Below are 21,137 nucleotides of genomic sequence, written 5' to 3'. Positions count from 1 at the left end.
GGTCTCTCAGCGGTCGACGGCCCGGTCGAAGGTCGTCGTGGTGTGCCGCAGATGCGCCACCAGCTCGTCGCCGACCGCCGGCGGGGCGACGTCGTTGGGCAGGAAGAGGATCGAGACCTGCATGTGCGGCGGCTCGGCGAACCAGCGCTGCTTGCCCGCCCACACGAAGGGCGACAGGTTCCGGTTGACGGTCGCCAGCCCGGCCCGGGCGACGCCCTTGGCGCGCGGCATCAGGCCGTGCATGGCCTTGGGGGCCTCCAGGCCCACCCCGTGCGACGTACCGCCCGCCACGACCACCAGATGGCCCTCGTCGGCGGACTTCTGCTGCCGGTAGCCGTAGCGCTCGCCCTTGGCGATCCGTGTGACGTCCAGGACGGCGCCGCGGTACTCGGTGGCGTCGTGGTCGCCCAGCCAGAGCCGGGTGCCGATCCGGGCGCGGAACCGGGTCTGCGGGAACTGCTGCTGGAGCTGGGCGAGTTCGTTGGACTTCAGATGGCTGACGAACATGGTGTTCAGGGGCAGCCGGGCGGCCCGCAGCCGCTCCATCCAGCCGAAGACCTCCTCCACCGCGTCGGAGCCGTCCGTGCGGTCCAGCGGCAGATGGATGGCGAAGCCCTGCAGGCGTACGTCGTCGATCGCCGAGTGCAGCTTGACGAGGTCGTCCTCGCTCACGCCGTGGCGCTTCATGCTGCTCATGACCTCGATGACCACCCGGGCGCCCACCAGCCCGCGTACGCCCTCCACGGACGACACCGAGCGGATGGCCCGGTCGGGCAGCGGCACCGGCTCCTCGCCGAGCCGGTACGGGGTGAGGACGAGGAGGTCGCCGCTGAAGTAGTCCTTGATCCTGGCGGCCTCGTAGGTGGTGCCGACGGCGAGGGTGTCGGCGCCGAGCCGGGTGGCCTCGTCGGCCAGCCGTTCGTTGCCGAAGCCGTAGCCGTTGCCCTTGCAGACGGGGACGAGGCCGGGGAACTGCTCCGCCACGGACTGCTGGTGTGCACGCCAGCGTGCGGTGTCGACGTACAGGGTGAGGGCCATGGCGGGGGCGGAGACCTTTCTCAGCGGCGGGACATGTAGATGTCAAGGGCCTTGTGGAGCAGCTTGTTCAGCGGGAAATCCCACTCGCCCAAGTATTCGGCAGCCTGGCCGCCCGTGCCCACCTTGAACTGGATGAGACCGAACAGATGGTCGTTCTCGTCCAGCGAGTCGGAGATGCCGCGCAGGTCGTACACGCTCGCCCCCAGCGCGTACGCGTCCCGCAGCATCCGCCACTGCATGGCGTTGCTGGGGCGCACCTCGCGCTTGTGGTTGGCCGAGGCGCCGTAGGAGTACCAGACGTGGCCGCCGACGATCAGCATGGTCGCGGCGGCGACCACCTCGCCCTCGTGCTTGGCGAGGTAGAGCCGCATGCGGTTGGGGTCCTCGCTGTTCAGCGCGGTCCACATGCGCTGGAAGTACGACAGCGGGCGCGGCCGGAAGTGGTCGCGGACGGCGGTGACCTCGTACAGCTCCTGCCAGACCGGCAGGTCGTCGTAGCCGCCCTGCACGACCTCGACGCCGAGCTTCTCGGCCTTCTTGATGTTGCGCCGCCAGAGCTGGTTGAAGCCCTTCTGCACGTCGTCCAGGCTGCGGCCCTCCAGGGGCACCTGGAAGACGTAGCGGGGCTGTACGTCGCCGAAGCCGGCGCCGCCGTCCTCGCCCTGCTGCCAGCCCATGCGGCGCAGCCGGTCGGCGACCTCGAAGGCGCGCGGCTCGATGACGGTGGCCTCGACGTCGCGCAGCCGCTTGACGTCCTGGTCGGCGATACCGGCCTTGATGGCGGTGGAGTCCCAGCGGCGGATGACCACCGGCGGGCCCATCTTCACGGTGAAGGCGCCCTGCTGCTTGAGGTGGGCCAGCATCGGCCGCAGCCACTCGTCCAGGTTGGGCGCGTACCAGTTGATCACCGGGCCCTCGGGCAGGTACGCCAGGTAGCGCTTGACCTTGGGCAGCTGCCGGTACAGCACCAGTCCGGCGCCGACCAGCTCACCGGTCCTGTCGTCGAACCAGCCCAGGTTCTCCGACCGCCACTCGTTCTTGACGTCCGCCCAGGCCGGTACCTGGCAGTGGCTTGCCGAAGGAAGGCTCTGGATGTACGCCAGGTGCTGTTCCCGACTGATGTTCTTCAGGGTCAAGCTCATGCGGGGCGCTCCCCATCGCTGCTACGGCCTTTACTCCGCCGAAGCCTACTGTGAACGGGCAACGCCCCTGCCGGGCTATCCCACTACGCCTCCGAAGAGTCCTCCGTGCGCCATGCCCAGGTAGAAGCCGACCGCCGCCAGGCCGAGGCCGATGACCACCGCGAAGCGCTCGGCCGTGGTCACCGACCGGTACTGGCCGTAGGCGCCGGCCAGGACGCCCAGCAGCCCGGTCCAGGAGCTGATCAGGTGCAGGTTGTAGAAGCCGGCGGTGACGAAGGAGATCAGCCCCAGTGCCACCGTGACGGCGACCAGGGTGTTCTCCAGCGGATGGGGTTGTCCGTCGCTGTTGAGCGTGACCCGGTGAGGGGACCGCGAGGGCTGCTGGGACTCTTGCCGCGCTGCCTGTGCCATGGGCACCTCCGGTGATGGAGAGTGGCGGGGTGGCGCATCGTAGCGCCGGTCACACCCGATGTGTACAGATTGAGGGCTTTGCCCGGTGGATTTCAACCGGAAGCCGGGGTGCGGGTAGTGTGGACCGTCTGCACCGGTGTCTGCGCTGCCCAAACGAGCGTCCAGCTCGATTGTCAGTGGCCCGCGATACCGTTGCGACGCGATGAAAAACCCTCCTGCCACGGAAATGCCGTGGCCGCTGAGTCCAAAGGAGGTGGGTTCCACATGCGTCACTACGAGCTGATGCTCATTCTCGACCCCGATCTCGAGGAGCGCGCTGTCTCCCCGCTGATCGAGAACTTCCTCGGCGTCGTCCGCAATGGCGGCGGCAAGGTCGAGAAGGTCGACACCTGGGGCCGTCGTCGTCTCTCTTACGAGATCAAGAAGAAGCCCGAGGGCATCTACTCGGTCATCGACCTCAACGCCACTCCTGAGGTTGTCAAGGAGCTCGACCGTCAGCTCAACCTGAACGAGTCGGTCCTCCGGACCAAGGTCCTCCGCCCCGACACCCACTGAGCCTGACGGCTCAAGGCAATCGGGAAACCGAGCAGCCAAAGAACGCCGAAAGGTCACCCACATGGCAGGCGAGACCGTCATCACGGTCGTCGGCAACCTCGTCGACGATCCCGAGCTGCGCTTCACCCCGTCGGGTGCGGCGGTCGCGAAGTTCCGTGTCGCGTCCACTCCCCGCACCTTCGACCGGCAGACCAACGAGTGGAAGGACGGCGAGAGCCTGTTCCTGACCTGCTCGGTCTGGCGGCAGGCCGCGGAGAACGTGGCCGAGTCGCTGCAGCGCGGCATGCGCGTCATTGTCCAGGGCCGGCTGAAGCAGCGGTCGTACGAGGACCGTGAAGGCGTCAAGCGGACGGTCTACGAGCTGGACGTCGACGAGGTCGGCGCCAGCCTGCGCAGTGCCACCGCCAAGGTCACCAAGACCGCTGGTGGCGGCGGCTCGCGCGGCGGCCAGGCCGGCGGTTACGGCGGCGGTGGCGGCCAGGCCGGCGGCGGTGCCCAGGGCGGCAGCTGGGGCGGTGGCTCCGGCGGCGGCCAGGGCGGCGCTCCGGCCGACGACCCGTGGGCGACCAGCGCTCCGGCCAGTGGTGGCCAGGGCAGCGGTTCCGGCGGTGGTGGCTGGGGCGGCGGCTCCGGCAACTCCGGCGGCGGCTACTCGGACGAGCCGCCCTTCTAGGGGCGGATCCGCGAAAACTTCTTGATCACACTGGAGAGAGATCATGGCGAAGCCGCCTGCTCGCAAGCCTAAGAAGAAGGTTTGCGTGTTCTGCAAGGACAAGATCAACTACGTTGACTACAAGGACACGAACCTGCTGCGGAAGTTCATTTCCGACCGCGGCAAGATCCGTGCCCGTCGTGTCACCGGCAACTGCACCCAGCACCAGCGTGACGTCGCCACGGCCGTGAAGAACAGCCGTGAGATGGCGCTGCTGCCCTACACCTCGACCGCTCGCTAAGGGAGGGTGAATCAAGCATGTCGAAGATCATCCTCACCAACGAGGTCAGCGGCCTCGGCACTGCCGGCGACATTGTCGACGTCAAGCCGGGTTACGCCCGTAACTACCTGATCCCCCGCGGTTTCGCGATCGCGTGGACCAAGGGTGGCGAGAAGGACGTCGCGCAGATCCGCCGTGCGCGCCGGATCCGTGAGATCGCGACCGTCGAGCAGGCCAGCTCCATCAAGGGCCAGCTCGAAGGCGTCAAGGTTCAGCTGGCCACCCGCGCGGGTGACGCCGGCCGCCTGTTCGGCTCGGTGACCCCGGCCGACATCGCCGCGGCCATCAAGGCCGCCGGCGGTCCGGACGTGGACAAGCGCCGTGTCGAGATCGGCTCGCCGATCAAGACGCTGGGCTCGCACAAGATCTCGGTGCGTCTGCACCCCGAGGTCACGGCCAGCATCGACGTCGAGGTCGTTGCTGCCTGACGCAGGCACCACGCAGTGACAACGCGGGCCCGGAACCTCCCAGGTTCCGGGCCCGCGTTGCCGCTGTGCGGCTCGGCTCAGGCCCGTACGGCGCCGGTCACCAGCCACTTCCCGGAGCGGGCCCGCAGCTGGAGGGTGGCCGTCCGGGTGAGCATCATCAGCGTCATCGCCCACCACAGGGCCGTCAGGCCGCCGCCGAGAGCGGGGACCGCGAAGGCGGCCGGGGTGAAGACGGCCAGTGTGACCAGCATCGACCAGGCCAGGTAGCGGCCGTCGCCGGCGCCCATCAGCACACCGTCGAGGACGGCGACCACCCCCATCAGCGGCTGGGTCAGGGCGACCAGCAGCAGCACCGGGACCAGGGCCCCCCGGACGGCCGGATCGCCGGTGAACAGGGGCACGACCAGCGGGCGGGCCACGACCAGCAGCAGACCCAGCACGATGCCCGAGAGCACGCCCCACCGCACCATGCGGCGGCAGGCCGCCCTGGCGCCGGCCGGGTCGTCGGCGCCGAGGTAGCGGCCGATGATCGCCTGGCCCGCGATCGCGATGGCGTCGAGGGCGAAGGCCATCAGCGTCCACAGGGTGAAGGCGACCTGGTGGGCGGCGATCGGGACGTCACCCAGCCGGGCCGCCACGGCGGTGGCGATCAGCAGGATGCCCCGCAGACAGAGCGTACGGATCAGCAGCGGCCCGCCGGCCCTGGCGCAGGCCCGGATCCCGGCGGCGTCCGGCCGCAGCGCGGTCCGCCACCCCCGCCGGGATCCGCCGCCCACCACGTGTCTGCGGGCGCCCCGTACGACGACGGCGACGTAGACGGCGGCCATCGCGTTCTGCGCGACGACCGTGCCCCAGGCGGAGCCGGCGATGCCCAGGCCGGCGCCGTAGACCAGGCCCAGGTTGAGCGCGGCGTTGGCGGCGAAGCCGCCCACGGCCACGTAGAGCGGGGTGCGGGTGTCCTGGAGGCCGCGCAGGACACCGGTGGCGGCGAAGATCACCAGCATCGCCGGGATGCCGAGGGCGCTGATCCGCAGATAGGTCACCGCGTGCGGAGCCGATGTCGCCGAGGCGCCGGCGGCGTCGACGAGGGCCGGCGCGGCCGGGATCGCCGCGGCGACGACGACGGCGCTGATGATCAGCGCCAGCCAGATGCCGTCCAGGCCCTGACGGATGGCCGCGGGCAGATCGCCCGCGCCGACCCGGCGGGCCACGGCGGCGGTGGTGGCGTAGGCGAGGAAGACGAAGACCCCGACGGCGGTGGCGAGGAAGGTCGCGGCCACCCCGAGCCCGGCGAGCTGCGCGGTGCCGAGATGGCCCACGATGGCACTGTCGGCGAGCAGGAAGAGCGGCTCGGCGACGAGCGCTCCGAAGGCGGGCAGGGCGAGAGCGACGATCTCCCGGTCCTGCCGCCGGGGGCTGTGCCGGAGCTCTTCGTCCGCCTGTGTCATTGGCTCAGGGTAATCATCCACATGTAATGACCGCAAGTGGCATCCATCCATTACGGACGACTGCACAGAGTGATCTCCTCCGTGCCGTTTGTCGCGACGGTGAACCAGTCGTGAAAGTTTTTCTTGTCCACAGTCTATGGATGACGAATCCGCAGGTCAGGGCGGTGGTCATTGGGCGATTGTGTGGTTGTCCACGTGGCTGTCCCCCGCCTTGTGCACAGGTTGGAGCGGCTTGTCCACAGGGGTGGGCACTTTCGTCCCCAGGCTGTCCCCGCGCCTGTGGATAACCGTCTTGGCCGACAGCCCCCGACACCCCTACCGTGGACCGTCGCCCGCGCGCTCGGATGCTCGGAGCTGTGGCGTAGGAAGACGTACAGAATCAGGCACACAGCAGCACGGACAGCGGCACGACAGCGGCACGGACGGCGTCTGCAGCACGGGAGGAGGTGACGGGGGTGAGCCAGCCCGAACCCACGGACGATCACTGGGGAGAGGAATCCCCCTTCCCCCCTGACGCGGCACTCCCGGACACCGGCCCCGGCGACCGGCTCCCCGTCTCCCGCTTCCGCAAGAAGGACGACTCCCGCGATTCCCGGGACTCCCGCGACAGCCGCCGCGACGAATCGGGCTTCTCCGGCGGCTTCGAACGCGTACCGCCGCAGGACCTGGACGCCGAGCAGTCCGTCCTCGGCGGCATGCTGCTGTCCAAGGACGCCATCGCCGACGTCGTCGAGGTCCTCAAGGGCGCGGACTTCTACCGCCCCGCCCACGAGACCATCTACGCCGCCATCCTCGACCTCTACGCCCGGGGCGAGCCCGCCGACCCCATCACCGTCGCCGCCGAGCTGACCAAACGCGGCGAGCTCACCAAGGTCGGCGGGCCGCCGTACCTGCACACGCTCGTCAACGCGGTGCCCACCGCCGCCAACGCCGAGTACTACGCCGAGATCGTCCACGAACGGGCGGTGCTGCGGCGCCTGGTCGAGGCCGGCACGCGCATCACGCAGATGGGATACGCCGCCGACGGCGACGTCGACGAGATCGTCAACTCAGCCCAGGCCGAGATCTACGCCGTCACCGAGCAGCGCACCAGCGAGGACTACCTCCCGCTGGGCGACATCATGGAAGGCGCTCTCGACGAGATCGAGGCCATCGGCTCGCGCAGCGGCCAGATGTCCGGCGTCCCGACCGGCTTCACCGACCTGGACTCCCTCACCAACGGGCTGCACCCCGGCCAGATGATCGTCATCGCGGCCCGCCCCGCCATGGGTAAGTCCACTCTCGCCCTGGACTTCGCCCGCGCCTGCTCGATCAACAACGGCATGCCCAGCGTCATCTTCTCCCTGGAAATGGGCCGCAACGAGATCGCGATGCGTCTGCTGTCGGCGGAGGCCCGGGTCGCCCTGCACCACATGCGGTCCGGTTCGATGACGGACGACGACTGGACGCGGCTCGCCCGCCGTATGCCGGACGTCTCGGCGGCACCGCTCTACATCGACGACTCGCCCAACCTGTCGATGATGGAGATCCGCGCCAAGTGCCGCCGCCTCAAGCAGCGCAACGACCTGAGGCTGGTCGTCATCGACTACCTCCAGCTGATGCAGGCGGGCGGCTCCCGGCGCCCCGAGAGCCGACAGCAGGAGGTCTCGGACATGTCCCGTAACCTCAAGCTGCTCGCCAAGGAGCTGGAGGTCCCGGTGATCGCGCTGTCGCAGCTGAACCGTGGCCCCGAGCAGCGCACCGACAAGAAGCCGATGGTCTCCGACCTCCGTGAGTCCGGCTCCATCGAGCAGGACGCGGACATGGTCATCCTGCTCCACCGCGAGGACGCGTACGAGAAGGAGTCCCCCCGCGCCGGCGAGGCGGACCTGATCGTCGCCAAGCACCGAAACGGCCCCACGGCGACCATCACCGTGGCCTTCCAGGGCCATTATTCGCGCTTTGTGGACATGGCACAGACCTGAGGGAAATGTGTGTAGGTTCTCAAATTCCGTGTCATTTTCTCAGTCGCAATGTCATCTGATTGGCCGAACTGACATGGGATTGAGAATCGCTGGCCACTGCCTTCACTCGTTCGGCTGACCTTGCCTTAGGTCCGGCGTGGGAGCCTCGCACGGATGCGAACGTAGCGCTCGCGGAGGAGGCGGCCGACGATCCGGGGGTGACGCATGGCGGCAGGGCTGAGAGCGGCATCGATCACCGTGAGCCTGCGGGGCTCGGATGGCAGCCAGGTTGAGAACCGGGAGTGGAGCGCGTCCTCGATCGACCTGCTTGCGGCGGCGTCACCCTGGCGAACCTTTCGCTGGTATAGGGGCCAGCGGCACTACTCGGGCACCTACTGGTCCGCCACGATGCGCGACCACGTGATCTACGAGTCGCGCCTCGAACTGGCGAGGCTCCTCTTCGCTGATTTCGATCCGTCCGTACGGCGTGTCGTGGCCCAGCCATTTCTGCTCAAGGCCGAGGTGGACGGGGCTGTGCGCAAGCACATCCCGGACTACCTCCTCGTCACCGACGAGGGGCCCGTGGTCGTGGATGTGAAGCCACTGCACCGGTTGTCGAAGCCGGAGGTGGCCTTCACTTTCGGCTGGACCCGTGAGGCGGTGGAGGCCCTCGGGTGGAAGTACGAGGTCTGGAGCGAGCCACCCACGGCTGAGCTGGAGAACGTCCGCTTCTTGTCGGGCTACCGCAGAGACTGGCTGTTCGACCGTGGGCTCGTCGACGAGCTCCGTGGGGCTGATCTCAACGGAGTCTCTCTGCGGCGTGCGGCGGCCAGCTTGCCCGGTCGCCCGGAGGAGCAAGTCCGATCTGCGGTCTATCACTTGCTGTGGACGCACGAGTTCACGGTGGACCTCGACCGGCCGTTCAGCCCGGCGCACTTGCTCAGGAGAACGGCGTGACCAGGGCCGGAGCGCGGGTCGGCGTCGGTACACACTTCCGCTACGACGGGGAGACCGTCGAGGTGGCCGAGATGGCCGCCACCACGGCCGGCAACGAGGTCGTCCTCAAGGACCGCCACGGCAGGCTCCTGCGTCTGTCATTGCGGGAACTGCTCTTCTCCGACCGGGCCACTCTTATCCCCGAGGGGCCTGGACCGTCCTCGGACGACGCCGAGGAGATTGCCTCGGTGGTACTGGGGCAGTTGGACGAGAAGGACAGACAGCAGATCCTGGAGCGGGCCGAGCATATTCGGGAACTCCTCACGGGATATCGGTCCGGCAGCACCGAACTTGCGCGTGAAGGCGAACCGCGAGCTCCGTACGCGCCGACGCTGTCGCTGGACGCCCGCTATGCGGCGAAAGCTGCGGAACTCGGAGTCACTGATCGCACTATTCGACGGTGGGTCGCCGACTACCGCCGACACGGTGAGGCCGGCCTGGTCCAGCGGACAAGTCCCCAGGCACGGTCCTTCGGCAGGGCCGATGACCGATGGGTGGAGACCGCGCTGGAAGTCATGGTCGAGCACACCGGAGAGTCGAAGCCATCACGCAAGATGGTCATAGATCGGACTCAGGCCCGGGTGATCGCGCGGTTCGGTCCTGAAGTCGTACCCCAGCCCAGCCAAGCCACGGCCTACCGGGTGCTCACAGAGCTGGAGCGGCGACACCCGCTGTTCCGGCTGAGTACGAAGCGCAACCGGGATATCGCCGATCGGCCGGAGGGTCCGTACGGCAAGCTGCGGCCGACGCGGCCGGGCGAGTACCTGCTGATGGACTCCACCCGCCTGGACGTCTTCGCGTTCGACCCGCTGACCCTGAAGTGGGTGCAGGCCGAGCTGAGTGTCGGGATGGACTGGTACACCCGCTGCATCACGGGGATCCGGCTCACGCCGGTCTCGACGAAGGCGGTGGATGTCAGCGCAGTGCTGTTCCAGTCATTTCGGCCGCGGCCTGCGGGGCGGGACTGGCCGCGGCACGCGGTCTGGCCCGAGCACGGCATCCCCCGCACCGTCCTGGTCGACGTCAAGGGCGCCACCGGGCCGGGGCTGGCCTCGCCGCCTTTGGTTCCCGAGACGCTGGTCGTCGACCACGGCAAGGTCTATGTCTCGGAGCACCTGACCAGTGTCTGCCGACGGATGGGCATCTCCATCCAGCCGGCCCGGCTGCGGACGGGCCGCGATAAGGGGCCGGTCGAGCGCTACTTCCGGACTTTGCGGGAGGGGCTGCTGCAGGCGCTGCCCGGCTATAAGGGCCCCGACATCCACTCGCGGGGTGAGAGCCCGGAGGACGACGCCTTCTTCTTCCTCGACGAGCTTGAGGCGATCATCCGGGAGTGGACCGCGGCGGTCTATCACTGCCGGCCGCATTCCAGTCTGGTCGATCCGGGTCTGCCGGGTCTGCGGATGTCCCCGGCGAAGATGTTCGAGCACGGCATGGCGCGGGCGGGTTACATCGAGGCGCCCCGCGACCGGGACCTGGCTTACGAGTTCCTGCAGACGAAGTGGCGCACGGTCCAGCACTACGGGGTCGAGATCGGCCGCCGCCGTTACAGCGGCCCCGGCCTGCCCGAGCCGGGAGTCCGTAGCCCCTACGACAGTCCGGTCAAGAACGGCTGGCCTTTCCAGGTGGACCCCGACGACATCACCCGGATCAACTTCCGCGATCCGGCTACTCGGGCCTGGCGCATGCTGGTCTGGGAGCACGCGCCGTCGGCCGAGATGCCGCTGAGCGAGGACGCGTTGACGTTCGCCCGGCAGCTGGCGGCCTCGAAGTATCGCTTTCCTGACGACCGGCTTGCCGTCGCTGATTTGTTGGAGCGGTGGAATCTCGGGCTGGGCACCACGATCGCCGAGCGGCGCATGGCCCTGCGGCTCTCGCGCGAGCAGACCGCCATCGAGCTTCCGGAGAGTGAGGCGGAGACGGTCGTCTCGCTTCCGTCCGTACGCAAGGCCCTCGGCCAGGACGAGCAGACCGCGGAACTGCGGGAGCCCGACGTGGTGACGGAGACGGGGGATGACGACGAGGCCGATCTGGAGGACCTCGCCGGGGAGGACGACTTCTACGCTGATGCCCTGGAGGACGTGTGAACGACGGCAGCGTTCCGCATCCGGGCAGTCTTGCCTTGTCGCGGAAGGAGGACTTCAAGGCGTTCGCAGAGAGCCCTCGCCGCAGCCGGCCCGACCTGCTGACCCGCAAGCAGCTGAAGTCCCTGCCCACACAGGCGCGGGCGGACTACGACCGTCAGCGCCGGCAGTGGCACGCGAACATCGGCCCGGTCAAGACGCCGCAACTGACAGAGCTCCATGAAGACCTATGGGACATCGTCGACAGCAACGAGCAGGACGGCGACAAGGCCAAGGGGGCGGTGGCCGTCGACGCGTTCCCAGGGCTGGGTAAGACGACCTCGGTGCTTGCCTTCGCCCGCGACTTCCACCAGCGGGAGATCGAAGAGTCAGGAGCCTTCACCAGCCAGGGGCACGAGCGGATCCCGGTCTGCCGGGTCGGGCTGACCGGGAACACCGGAATGAAGGATCTCAACCGGGCCATGCTGGAGTTCTTCGGCCACCCCGGACAGATGCGGGGGACCACCGCCCAGTTCGGGCGGCGGGTGCTGGACTGCGTGCTGTCCTGTGATGTCCGCCTGGTGGTTCTGGACGATCTGCACTTTTTGAAATGGGGACAGAAGAGCGGCATCGAGGTGAGCAACCACCTGAAGTGGATCGCCAACGAGTTTCCGGTGACGTTGCTGATGGTGGGGGTCGAGCTCGCGAAGAAGGGCCTGTTCGGCGAGGGAACGAACGGGCGCGACACCGCTCTGGCCCAGACCGGCCGCCGCACCACCCGCCTCGGGCTTCGTCCGTTCACCATCGATATGGAGGCCGGGCGCCGGGAGTGGCGGCAGATGCTGCTGGCCCTCGAACAGCGAGTCGTGCTCACCGACAAGCATCCCGGCATGCTCGCGGACGACCTGTCGGACTACCTCTTCGCCCGCAGCACCGGACACATCGGCTCGCTGATGACGCTGATCAACCGCAGCTGCCAGCGGGCGGTCCGCACCGGCGCCGAACGTCTTGACCAGGAGCTCATGGACCGGGTGAAGAACGACGAGGCATCCGAGGCCGCCCGCCTCGAACTGCAGGCCGCGCTGGAGAAGAAACGGCTGACCAGCCGCCCGCGGCCCCGGAGCCGGCGACCCGCATGAGAACGCCGGTCCGCACCCTGCCGATCCGGCTGCCTCCACTGCCCGGCGAGGCTCTGGACTCATGGCTGGAGGCGATGGCCAGGCGGATGGACACCGCGCTCGGTGATGTCCTGCTGCACTTCGGCTTCCCGGTCCGGCACCGGGCCGGAAACCAGTTCAGGGGCATCCCAGCAGACTGGACGATCGTCCTCGACGAGCAGCAGACCAATGCCGTCGCGCACGCCACCGGGACGTCCCCGGAGACAGTCGCTGCCCTGACCCTGGCTCATTACGACGGACGGGCCCTCCACCTGAGTGCCGGGGGCCGGGCCGTGTCACGGCACGTCCTTTGGGGCCGCGGAGGGGGATCCCGGTTCTGTCCGGAGTGCCTTCATGCCACTGGTGGGCGATGGCAATTGTCCTGGAGGCTCGGTTTCTCCTTCGCCTGCACCCGGCACCGCAGGCTGCTGGCGGACTGCTGCCCGCACTGCGGGAGGGTGCCGCGGCAGCGGCCCCGTTCCGGCCGTTCCGTCCCCCGGCCTGAACTCTGCGGCCATCCACCGACCCGCCCCACCCGCCCGTTCTCGGCGGGCTGCGGCACCGATCTGACCCGCGCTTCGACGCTCCTCCTGCCTCCTGGCCATCCGGTTCTCACGGCGCAGGACCGAGTGATGGAGATCATCGACGGGGCAACGGCAGCTTTCGGCCCCTACCAAACCTCTCCCCAGCCGGCCTCGGCGGTGCTGGCCGACATCCGGGCCCTGGGCATACGCGTCCTGAGCGACCTGCCCGCAGCTGTCCTACGAGAACAGATCCCGGCTGACATCGCAGAAGCTCACCTCAGCACCGATGCGGTCTCCCCGCACACCGGACAGGCCATGGAACGTCCGGGGTTCATGGCCCCGCCCCGAGCCGCGGACACGGCCGTCGCGGTCACCATGGCCCTGAGCATCCTGGAGCAACCAGGAATCCACCCGGCCGGCGAGGCCCTGCGGAGCCTGCTGGAAGCAGTACGCGAGGAACTCACGCAGATCTCGGCGACCAGCATCGACAGCTGGGGCAGGGGCATCAGCCCGGTGCTGCAGTCCGTGCACCTGGCGGCCCTCGCCACTTCCCTCCGCCCCAGCGAATACGTCCGCTACCGCATCATGACCGAGACCCCCCGCCGGCCGACCCGGACCACTCGGGACATCGAGCAGCGAGCCAGGAAGATCCCCACGATGTTCTGGCCGCCCTGGACGATCCGCCTCGCACCACCTGAAGGAATCCATGCGCGGGCTCTGGCTCCCGTTCTCGCCGCCCTGTTGCTGATTCCCGACAGCCGCACATCCCTGGACCAGGCAGCCGGGTTGATCGGTGACGTCATCGACGGCACTGAGGTGTCACGCCTCCTCCAGGAAGTCGACGACCTTCCGCAATGGCCGGACATCGCCACTGCTCTGGACCGGCTCGCGGACTACCTCGGTGCCAACAGCACCCCCATCGACTACGGTCGGCGCCGACTCCTCGACTACACCGGCCTGCTTCCTCATGACCGCTGGCTGGAGATCTGCCGCCGCACCGGAACACCACCGGGAACCGGACGGCGCGAACGCATCGCACGCAGCCAGCTCTTCCAACGTCTCAGCGGCCTGCCCGCCGAGTCTGCCCCCGACGACCTGGGCGGGCCCGACAGTGCAGAGTTCCGGGCAACGTCCCTGCGGTTCACCGCGCTTCAGACCCCTGAACTCGCGCACGCCCTCCAGCAGGAAGCCCTCAACTTCCTGGCCTCACACCACATCCACGACGAGCCCATGACCTGGCAGCCGCCCGCCACCCTGCTGGCAGGGCTCTCCCTTCCCGGCCCCGACCCGGCACACGTCGACCTACCCCGCCTGCACCAGCTTGTCCGCGAACGCCAGCACCCTGTTCAGCACGCCGCCCAGGTTCTGGGCACGACCGTCGAGGCCATCCGACATGTTCTCGACGAACATCCAGCCCCTGCACCCCCGCTGACGAAGAGCACCGCCAGGGCCGCCGGCCGCATCCGGCAGCAGGCCCGGCAAGCCATTCCGGCAGAGCGCTTCACCCGGCTCTACCTTGACGAACACCGGTCCCTCCAGCAGATCGCCACCCTCACCGGCTTCTCCCGCAGAGTGCTGACCGACCTTGCCAAGGAGTACGGCATCCCGCTCCGCGAGGGCCCCAAGGACTACAAGCGCCGCGGCACCGTCGAACGGGCCTGGCTCATCGAGCAGTACGTCCACCGCCGCCGGACCCTGCCGGACCTCGCCCGAGAAGCTGGCATGAGCACCGCGAACATGGCCCGCTGGGCCAAGACCCACAACGTTCCGCTGCGACCACGCGGAGGATCCAGTCACAGCCGGGTACTTCGGGCAATCGACCAGGCCAGCCGAGCACCAAGCATCCTTCGGCCGGCACTCGGCGGCCAGGGGGCCAGCGAACGGTTGAGCCGATTCGCGGCTGCATCTGCCTACCCCAGCCTCGGTGCCGCAGCGAGCGGCCTCGGCCTCAACACGTTCACCCTCGTCGCACAGATCAACCGGATCGAACGAGAACTCGGTGGACCACTCCTTGTCCGGGCGGAACGCGGTAGGCCCATGACGCTCACTCCCCTGGGGAAGAAGGTGCTCAAGGCCATTCGAAAGATGCAGGACAACACGATGCCCTGAGACGCGGCACGATCATTCCGGGTCGGCAATGCGTCGAAACACCCCGTCGAACTCGCCGGATGCCACGAGCCCGGCAATCACGCGCACCATGCTGCCGATGCCGGGATTCCGCACGATCAGCCCGTCCGCGCAGAAGAAGCACTGCCCGGAGACCGCCTCTCCGCTCGCCTCCCAGCTCCGCATGAGCCGATCCACCTCGGCGAGAGTGAAGATCGTGGAACTCCAGCGCGACCCGTCGGCAAGATGAACCTCGGCATCGACGTTGCAGACCTCTTCGATCGCCTCGTCCGGTTCCACGAGAAAGAGCACCTGGAACCCGGCGGCCCGAACCCGGTAGTAGGGAGCCTCCCAGTCGGCATCAGAAGCCCGACCCTCGGACGCCGGGCCCGCCTGTTGCGGCATCGACGCCGTCACTGAAGCTCCTCACCCGGCGGTATGAAGGCGTCGGCGCTGTCGGCGTCCTCCACATGCCCCTGAGCATCGACTGTGATGGCAGTCGCCCGGCCCTGCGAAGTGATCAACCAGGCCAGCACCTGCTCCGTGAGAGGTGATCCACCCGGCCCTTCATCCGTCCAGTGTGCCCGCCATCCCCCACCGGGTATCGCGGCGACCACCTGATCGGCCCGCTCCAAGTGGGAGAAGTCCACGTAGTCCGTGACCTGGCGCAGTGCCCCTCGTTGCGGGTCGACCACCAAGGCTGTCCCGGTTGCGGGATCCCATCCCTCCACGCGCACCATGCGACCGATCTCGGTCTTAGTGCCATTGAAGATGGCGGTCCATCCGGTCTGATTGAAGTATCGGAGTTGCATGGCGTCATGATCCCGGAGGTCCGGCGACCTGCTCGACCTCCGTGTCGTGGAAGCCGTGGTTATCAAGAAACCGGCAGGCCGGTGATACTGATGTCAAAGACCCGACGGACTGTGGAAGCGGACCCAGACATTCCTGTAGGGCTCACGGAGCTTGTGGCCGACCGGCGGGCAGCCGGGCCAGCGTTGCTGCCACAGATCCGTCAGAAGCACCCGCACATCTCCAGTCAGTGGAGCCGCGACTGGCTCCCCAAGCAGGGGAGGCCGCCGAGTAGGCGGGAGAGAGTGCGGTCAGTGGATTGCTGCTTTTCTATGCTGGTGCACACATTCACTCGTTGGGGGACTCCGTTGCCAGCGGGATACCGCACCGCCAGCAGTCGTTCGCGTGGTCGTCCTGGCAGACGTAGCCGATGGCACCATCCACGCACCATTCGGCGGCCTCCTCGGAAAGCAGGTCGGGCCCGGCAAGGAGCAGCCGACGAAATTCCGTGGTGTCCGCAATGTCGGCCGGCCGGGTGGTGAACCACTCGTCGAACCAAGGCTTGTCCCGGTATATGCGCCAGTGCGCATTCTCCCGGTCGTCGACAGCCGTAAGGAACCGCTCGACGATGCGCCCCCAACTCGGTGCTCCGAACCAGCCGTTGTCGGACGCACAGAAGGATTCGATCAGGGTTCGCAGGTCGAACTCCTTCTCGTGAAGGCAGTACCTTCGCCCCCATGAGATCGCGACCTGCGCCATCTCCGCGAGTTCTTCTCGCGGATCAACCTCGTGCGCCGGGTCGTCAGGGTTGTGACAGGCCAGCCCGAGCTCGAGTACGGACTGCCCTGTCGGTAGAACCCGGGACGGGTTGACGATCGCGAGACCGAGACCGATCCAGTCGACATGGTCGAACGACAGCATCGAGCGCACGAGTCGGGTGGTTGCCGTGTTGATCCGCATCATGGTGCCGTCGTGGAGCGGACTCGTCCCGGCATGCCAGTTCTCGACGGGTGTGTTGCGCCACACGGCGAGCGTGATGCGGGTGGCAGCGAGCCACAACAGGGCGTCGTCGTCGAGGTGCCCGAACCGCTTGGCACACTCCTGGGCGCCGTAGGTGATCAACTCTTCCGGTTTCGGCCACCTGTGGCTGTCGGGCCCTTCAGGCGCGTACTCATAGTCGTCGGCGTACTCGTCGAGGATCGCACTCAACTCGGTTGCGCTGTAAGCCTCGCTGTACTCGGAGCTGTCCGGCTCCTCGACGGTGTACATGTCGTGGTCCCAGGAGACGTACACGTCGCCCCAGAGCATGACGTCGTCGCACTCCCTGGCGTTGTCCGTCACAACCGGCCTGATGGTGATCGGGGCAGTACGCCCGTCAGTTCGCTCGACGTCCTTCTCGGCGGCCCATGCGGTGATTACCTCGAGTGGCTTCGGAAGGAGAGGGCCGACCTCGGTGATGCTGAAGGGTTCGTCGTCGTCATCGGTGTCGAACCGGCTGTTGACGAACGCGACCGCCTCGGAGGGCGTGCTGACGATGGACTGGGTACCGCTCTCGTTGTCAACCACTCGCCACAACGGGCTGTTCTTCACGGTGCTCTCCGATCGCGGTGAGTGCACCCGGGGTGGGTGCGATGCGCCGGGTCGCTCGGCACTGACACCAACTTATGGGCTGATCAACCCATCCGTAGTCCCGAAGGTGCTTGTCGGCGATGACGTTCGGTACGTTCGCGTGCAACCTGCTTTTCGCGACCGCGGCGACACAGCACAGTCCAACAGCGGAGGAGGCGAAGATGGCGCTGAACAAGAAGGGTTCCCGGCGCATAACCGTTGACGGGATCGAGTATCGCTGGCGGATCCGCAGGAAGCCCTCCTACATGCAGGGACTCTGCTGGACACCGATGACCTACGCGGTCGAAGAGGCCAGTGGCAGACAGCCGGGCACGACCTTGATCGTCACCAGCGACCAGGCCCATCCCAGTAACTGGGTGGGCGTCGAGACCGAGCCCATTCGCCCGGCTCACGTCGCTGCCAGCATTCGAGAGGCCCGAGGTCGAGGATGGGATCCAACCCGGGGCGGTTCTCCTGTCCGGCTCGACCGATCCGCAGGATTCGTCGCTCAACCATGAGACAAAGCGGAGTAGCACGGCGCATCTGGCACGGCATCATGTCCCGGGTGACCACATGGATGCGCTGCTACTGGGACGAGGAAGATACCTGGTTCTACTTCGAGGTCGACGCCGAAGGCTGGGTGATCCGGCAGGTCGAACTCGAGGGACCCGAGCTGATCCCGATCGCAGCTGCCTCCCTCGCCGAGTGGCAGTGGGCCCACGACGCCGGCCGCCTCGGTGATTACGACAGCAGGTTCGGGATCACAGCCGAACTGCCCGTCTCGGAATGGGAAGGTCACGACCCCGAACAACTCACCTCCGAGGAGTTCGAGGAAGTCTGGGGGCCTGCCCGTCACCAGATCGCATCCCGGCCCCGCTGACCTCTCGGCGCCGCGGGGTTTCTTGGCATCATCTCAACATGACCCCGCCCCTTCCCCGCACTGTCCGAGCCGTCGACACAGCTCAGCTGCTGGACCTGGCCGATGAGGCCGCCATGCACGGCTTCAGCCAGCGGCTCCCGGTCGACTGGCTCCGAGAGCACCTCGCGGCAGAGGCGACGCACTACCTGTTCCCGACACTCGTGCAGCGGCTCACGCACCGCCCCGAGACACCGCTGCAATGGAGGTGCCAGCAACTTCTGACCGTCAGCACCGGCGAACAGATCTGGGGTCTCCTCGACGTCCTTCCCGACACCTTCGACAAGATCCCGGAGACCTTGGACACGGCCTCCAAGAAGGACATCGTCAGCCGCATCGACCGAGCAGTGAAGGTGCGTGAGTGGATGGAACGGATGGCTGCCGATGCAGGTTCGTGACGCCCCCGGCCAGTGCTGTCGGCGTGCTCCCGCAAGTGCACCACGGAATACAGAGCGCCGGGTGAGATGGGGCCGGGCTGTCAGGCTGCACTCGTGGCCCTCGACTATGCCTGGACGCCGGTTGGGCCGAAACCACCCCCGAGCAGACCAGGGAGGCTGCCGTTTTCCGGTGTTGGCGGCCTCGGGACCGGCCCCATCTCGCCGCACTCTAAGCGCAGGGTCTGACAACTCCGGCCGGGCAGCACGTTCATGTGGTCGACAATGAGCGCATGGACGTCCCTGAGCTGCTCGGAGCAGCTTTCCTGCTGGTTCCGGAAGAGACCGCCACCGAGAATGACATCACGGTGGGAGACGTCTGGGACTACCTCGTTCACGACGAGTGGGAGATCGCCCTGGGTCTGCTGGAGGAGTTTGGGGATGCTGGCTCGCTCCCTTTGGCTTTCTGGGAGAAGCTCGCCGAAGCGGCTGATCAGCTCCAGCTGGAGCGGAGTGCAGCTTGGTGCCATTGGCGATGCTCCGAGCTTCGCAACGGCGTGATCAGGGCGGATTTGACGCTCCGCCCTGCCGCCGAGGCGCGACGCACGACGCCGATCTCCGGCGCGGGCGTTCTGCGGCCCATGTGGGATATCGGTCTCCTCTCACCCACCGGCGGACATGCGGTCAGCATCGCTGGGCTCTGGGTTGAGAACATGCCCATGCTGGAGCCCGGCGGGCGAGCCACGGTTCGCCTTGTGCCCCTCACTCCCTCCCACTGGACGCACGTCCAGCCCGGCCAGCAGATCACCATGCACGAGGACCGAGCCGTGGCCGGCACCGCAGTCATCCTGGAGGTTTGCTGCCCTGCCACCGTCACGCCCGCGCGATGACATGAACGGCTTGCTGGTGCACGTATCTCCATACGTAGTGGTGCACTCAGACCGGGACGCAGACAAGCGGTGCAGTCTGCTGGACAGCCTGAGGAAATGACACCGCTCTGAGACAGCCGCCCGCCGACACGTCGTGAGACTGAAGGGGAACGTCCAGGTCACAGCGTCGGCGCCTGACACCGAAAGTGAGAACCTACAATGTGTAGGGTCTCAGATTTCGCGGCACAATCTCATCTCCGATGGCACATCGGTGGCACTTATGTCGCCGTTGTGAGACTCGCCGGTCGGGGCGTTCACCCTTTTGGGTGAGTGGGTTCCGGCTCGTACCGCACGTTGAAGTTCCGCTGACACCCTTGGCTGCACGGGCCACCGCCCGTGGGCTGGGGGTGCGCGATGGACGGTGTCGCTGCGACGGTGAGTGTCCGTCGGGGGCACGCCCTCCAGCAGGAAGCCCTCGAATTCCTCGCCTCGCACCACATCCACGACGAGCCCGTGACCTGGCAGCCTCCCACCGCCCTGCTGGCCGGACTCTCCCTTCCCGGACCCAACCCGGCGCACGTCGACCTGCCCCGCCTGCACCAGCTCGTCCGAGAACGCCGGCACCCCGTGCAGCACGCCGCCAAGGTCCTGGGAACAACCGTCGAGGCCATCCGGCATGTCCTCGACGAACACCCGGCCCCCGCACCCCCGCTGACGAAGAACACCGCCAGAGCCACCGGCCGCATCTGGCAGCAAGCCCGGCAAGCCATCCCAGCAGAGCGCTTCACCCAGCTCTACCTCGACGAACACCGGTCCCTCCAGCAGATCGCCACCCTCACAGGCTTCTCGCGCAGAGTGCTGACTGACCTCGCCAAGGAGTACGGCATCCCGCTCCGCGAGGGCTCACAGGACTACAAGCGCCGCGGCACCATCGACCGCGACTGGCTCATCGAGCAGTACGTCGGTCACCGCCGGACCCTGCCCGACCTTGCCCAGGAGAAGGGGATGAGCCCCGCGAACATGGCCCGCTGGGCACACACCCACAAGATCCCTCTCCGCCCCCGCGGAGGAGCAAGCCCGGTCCCGGAGAGCTGGCCGAGGGAAGCGGCCTGGCCCGAGCACGGGATTCCCCGCGGGGTGCTGGTGGAGGCCGAGGCTGTTCACGGGCCCGCCACTGGGGTCTGGGCCCAGCTGGGGCTGGGCCGTCACGCCAGAGCAAGACGCAAGAGGGAACCAGAAGCCGGCATTCCGCGCGACTGGGTGCAGCTCCTCCGACCTGCGGAGGTCAACGACATTGCGCATACCTGCGGCATCGATTCTGACCAGGTCATCGCAGCCACCCTGGCCCACTATGACCACCGAGCCCTGCTACTTGATCACCGCACCCGACGGGTCAAGCGATGGGTGCTCTGGGGCCGAGGCAGTGGATCCCGCTACTGTCCCGACTGCCTGGCAGCCTCCGACGGTCGATGGCAGCTGGAATAGCGGCTCGGATGGTCCTTCGCCTGTCTCCAACACCACAGGCTCCTCGCGGATATCTGCCCGCACTGCGGGTCCCTGCAAAGAAGCCATCCCTACCCGGTCGCACCGCGGACTTCGGGATCTACGAGCATTCCGAGGTTCCTTCGTTGAATGCCTTGGCCGACCTCCGAGCGGTCGCTTCCCGAACCCTGGCCGCCTCCAGAAGCGACCTCCTCGCGACCCTGGTCCCAGCCGACGTACTCGATGCCCACAACGCGGCCGGAAGCCCGCGGTCAGGTCCTCGCTCACTGACCAAC

The 21,137-nt window shown here is 67.6% G+C and carries 21 protein-coding genes and 1 pseudogene; 15 read left to right on the top strand and 7 right to left on the bottom strand.

The window, feature by feature from the left end; genetic code table 11:
* Positions 1 to 6: 6 nt before the first annotated feature.
* The 3 genes from RWE79_RS19850 to RWE79_RS19840 all read right to left on the bottom strand — a co-directional run bounded on the left by RWE79_RS19850 (position 7) and on the right by RWE79_RS19840 (position 2,591).
* Positions 7 to 1,038, bottom strand: a complete 1,032-nt coding sequence (locus RWE79_RS19850) for an alanine racemase (protein WP_475941405.1) — start codon at positions 1,036 to 1,038, stop codon at positions 7 to 9.
* A 20-nt stretch (positions 1,039 to 1,058) separates the two neighbouring features.
* Positions 1,059 to 2,180, bottom strand: coding sequence for a lipid II:glycine glycyltransferase FemX (locus tag RWE79_RS19845; protein ID WP_475941404.1), 1,122 nt, complete (start codon positions 2,178 to 2,180; stop codon positions 1,059 to 1,061).
* Positions 2,181 to 2,255: 75 nt separating this feature from the next.
* Complete coding sequence (locus RWE79_RS19840; protein ID WP_475941403.1) at positions 2,256 to 2,591, bottom strand: hypothetical protein; 336 nt, start codon at positions 2,589 to 2,591, stop codon at positions 2,256 to 2,258.
* Between the two features lie 264 nt (positions 2,592 to 2,855).
* Here RWE79_RS19840 and rpsF point away from each other — a divergent pair, with 264 nt between their 5' ends.
* The 4 genes from rpsF to rplI all read left to right on the top strand — a co-directional run bounded on the left by rpsF (position 2,856) and on the right by rplI (position 4,566).
* The gene (gene rpsF, locus RWE79_RS19835; protein ID WP_329315540.1) at positions 2,856 to 3,146 is read left to right on the top strand and encodes a 30S ribosomal protein S6; all 291 of its coding nucleotides are present in this window, start codon (positions 2,856 to 2,858) and stop codon (positions 3,144 to 3,146) included.
* Between the two features lie 61 nt (positions 3,147 to 3,207).
* Positions 3,208 to 3,819 (top strand): single-stranded DNA-binding protein, encoded by a 612-nt coding sequence (locus tag RWE79_RS19830; protein ID WP_475941402.1) that lies wholly within the window; start codon positions 3,208 to 3,210, stop codon positions 3,817 to 3,819.
* A gap of 43 nt (positions 3,820 to 3,862) precedes the next feature.
* Complete coding sequence (rpsR, locus tag RWE79_RS19825) at positions 3,863 to 4,099, top strand: 30S ribosomal protein S18 (protein ID WP_055590023.1); 237 nt, start codon at positions 3,863 to 3,865, stop codon at positions 4,097 to 4,099.
* Positions 4,100 to 4,116: 17 nt separating this feature from the next.
* The gene (gene rplI, locus RWE79_RS19820; protein ID WP_475941401.1) at positions 4,117 to 4,566 is read left to right on the top strand and encodes a 50S ribosomal protein L9; all 450 of its coding nucleotides are present in this window, start codon (positions 4,117 to 4,119) and stop codon (positions 4,564 to 4,566) included.
* A 77-nt stretch (positions 4,567 to 4,643) separates the two neighbouring features.
* Here rplI and RWE79_RS19815 read toward each other — a convergent pair whose 3' ends face one another.
* The gene (locus RWE79_RS19815) at positions 4,644 to 6,014 is read right to left on the bottom strand and encodes an MATE family efflux transporter (protein WP_475941400.1); all 1,371 of its coding nucleotides are present in this window, start codon (positions 6,012 to 6,014) and stop codon (positions 4,644 to 4,646) included.
* 455 nt (positions 6,015 to 6,469) lie between these two features.
* On the opposite strand from RWE79_RS19815, the gene dnaB reads away from it, so the two are divergent.
* From dnaB to RWE79_RS19785, 6 genes and pseudogenes are all read left to right on the top strand, one after another.
* Positions 6,470 to 7,978 carry a replicative DNA helicase gene (gene dnaB / locus RWE79_RS19810; protein ID WP_475941399.1) on the top strand — a complete coding sequence of 503 codons (1,509 nt, stop codon included), beginning with the start codon at positions 6,470 to 6,472 and terminating at the stop codon, positions 7,976 to 7,978.
* Positions 7,979 to 8,182: 204 nt separating this feature from the next.
* Positions 8,183 to 8,914 (top strand): TnsA-like heteromeric transposase endonuclease subunit, encoded by a 732-nt coding sequence (locus RWE79_RS19805; RefSeq protein WP_475941398.1) that lies wholly within the window; start codon positions 8,183 to 8,185, stop codon positions 8,912 to 8,914.
* Complete coding sequence (locus tag RWE79_RS19800) at positions 8,911 to 11,040, top strand: helix-turn-helix domain-containing protein (RefSeq protein WP_475941397.1); 2,130 nt, start codon at positions 8,911 to 8,913, stop codon at positions 11,038 to 11,040. Before RWE79_RS19805 ends, RWE79_RS19800 begins: the two co-directional genes overlap by 4 nt.
* The gene (locus RWE79_RS19795; protein WP_361251793.1) at positions 11,037 to 12,155 is read left to right on the top strand and encodes an AAA family ATPase; all 1,119 of its coding nucleotides are present in this window, start codon (positions 11,037 to 11,039) and stop codon (positions 12,153 to 12,155) included. The genes RWE79_RS19800 and RWE79_RS19795 overlap by 4 nt, the downstream gene beginning before the upstream one ends.
* A pseudogene (locus RWE79_RS19790) lies at positions 12,152 to 12,544 on the top strand (TniQ family protein); the annotation flags it as partial. The gene RWE79_RS19795 and the pseudogene RWE79_RS19790, both read left to right, overlap by 4 nt.
* A gap of 261 nt (positions 12,545 to 12,805) precedes the next feature.
* Positions 12,806 to 14,806: a LysR family transcriptional regulator gene (locus tag RWE79_RS19785; RefSeq protein WP_475945948.1), complete on the top strand. Its 2,001-nt coding sequence runs from the start codon at positions 12,806 to 12,808 to the stop codon at positions 14,804 to 14,806.
* A gap of 12 nt (positions 14,807 to 14,818) precedes the next feature.
* Here the strand turns inward: RWE79_RS19785 and RWE79_RS19780 are convergent, their stop codons facing one another.
* From RWE79_RS19780 to RWE79_RS19770, 3 genes are all read right to left on the bottom strand, one after another.
* Positions 14,819 to 15,220: a hypothetical protein gene (locus RWE79_RS19780; RefSeq protein WP_376501253.1), complete on the bottom strand. Its 402-nt coding sequence runs from the start codon at positions 15,218 to 15,220 to the stop codon at positions 14,819 to 14,821.
* On the bottom strand, positions 15,217 to 15,615 hold the full coding sequence (locus RWE79_RS19775) for a hypothetical protein (RefSeq protein WP_093895073.1): 399 nt from the start codon (positions 15,613 to 15,615) through the stop codon (positions 15,217 to 15,219). The genes RWE79_RS19780 and RWE79_RS19775 overlap by 4 nt, the downstream gene beginning before the upstream one ends.
* A gap of 325 nt (positions 15,616 to 15,940) precedes the next feature.
* A complete protein-coding gene (locus RWE79_RS19770; RefSeq protein ID WP_475941396.1) occupies positions 15,941 to 17,182 on the bottom strand; it encodes a hypothetical protein in 1,242 nt (413 codons plus the stop codon).
* A 200-nt stretch (positions 17,183 to 17,382) separates the two neighbouring features.
* Here RWE79_RS19770 and RWE79_RS19765 point away from each other — a divergent pair, with 200 nt between their 5' ends.
* From RWE79_RS19765 to RWE79_RS19745, 5 genes are all read left to right on the top strand, one after another.
* Complete coding sequence (locus RWE79_RS19765; RefSeq protein WP_475945946.1) at positions 17,383 to 17,718, top strand: hypothetical protein; 336 nt, start codon at positions 17,383 to 17,385, stop codon at positions 17,716 to 17,718.
* Positions 17,719 to 17,777: 59 nt separating this feature from the next.
* Positions 17,778 to 18,080, top strand: a complete 303-nt coding sequence (locus tag RWE79_RS19760) for a hypothetical protein (RefSeq protein ID WP_475945944.1) — start codon at positions 17,778 to 17,780, stop codon at positions 18,078 to 18,080.
* A 38-nt stretch (positions 18,081 to 18,118) separates the two neighbouring features.
* Positions 18,119 to 18,514 carry a hypothetical protein gene (locus RWE79_RS19755; protein WP_475941395.1) on the top strand — a complete coding sequence of 132 codons (396 nt, stop codon included), beginning with the start codon at positions 18,119 to 18,121 and terminating at the stop codon, positions 18,512 to 18,514.
* A 269-nt stretch (positions 18,515 to 18,783) separates the two neighbouring features.
* Positions 18,784 to 19,380, top strand: coding sequence for a hypothetical protein (locus RWE79_RS19750; protein ID WP_475941394.1), 597 nt, complete (start codon positions 18,784 to 18,786; stop codon positions 19,378 to 19,380).
* A gap of 414 nt (positions 19,381 to 19,794) precedes the next feature.
* Positions 19,795 to 20,844, top strand: coding sequence for a TniQ family protein (locus tag RWE79_RS19745; RefSeq protein ID WP_475941393.1), 1,050 nt, complete (start codon positions 19,795 to 19,797; stop codon positions 20,842 to 20,844).
* Positions 20,845 to 21,137: the final 293 nt, after the last annotated feature.

Source organism: Streptomyces sp. RLA131 (genome assembly GCF_056270125.1).
This window is presented reverse-complemented; position numbering and strand designations above follow the sequence as displayed.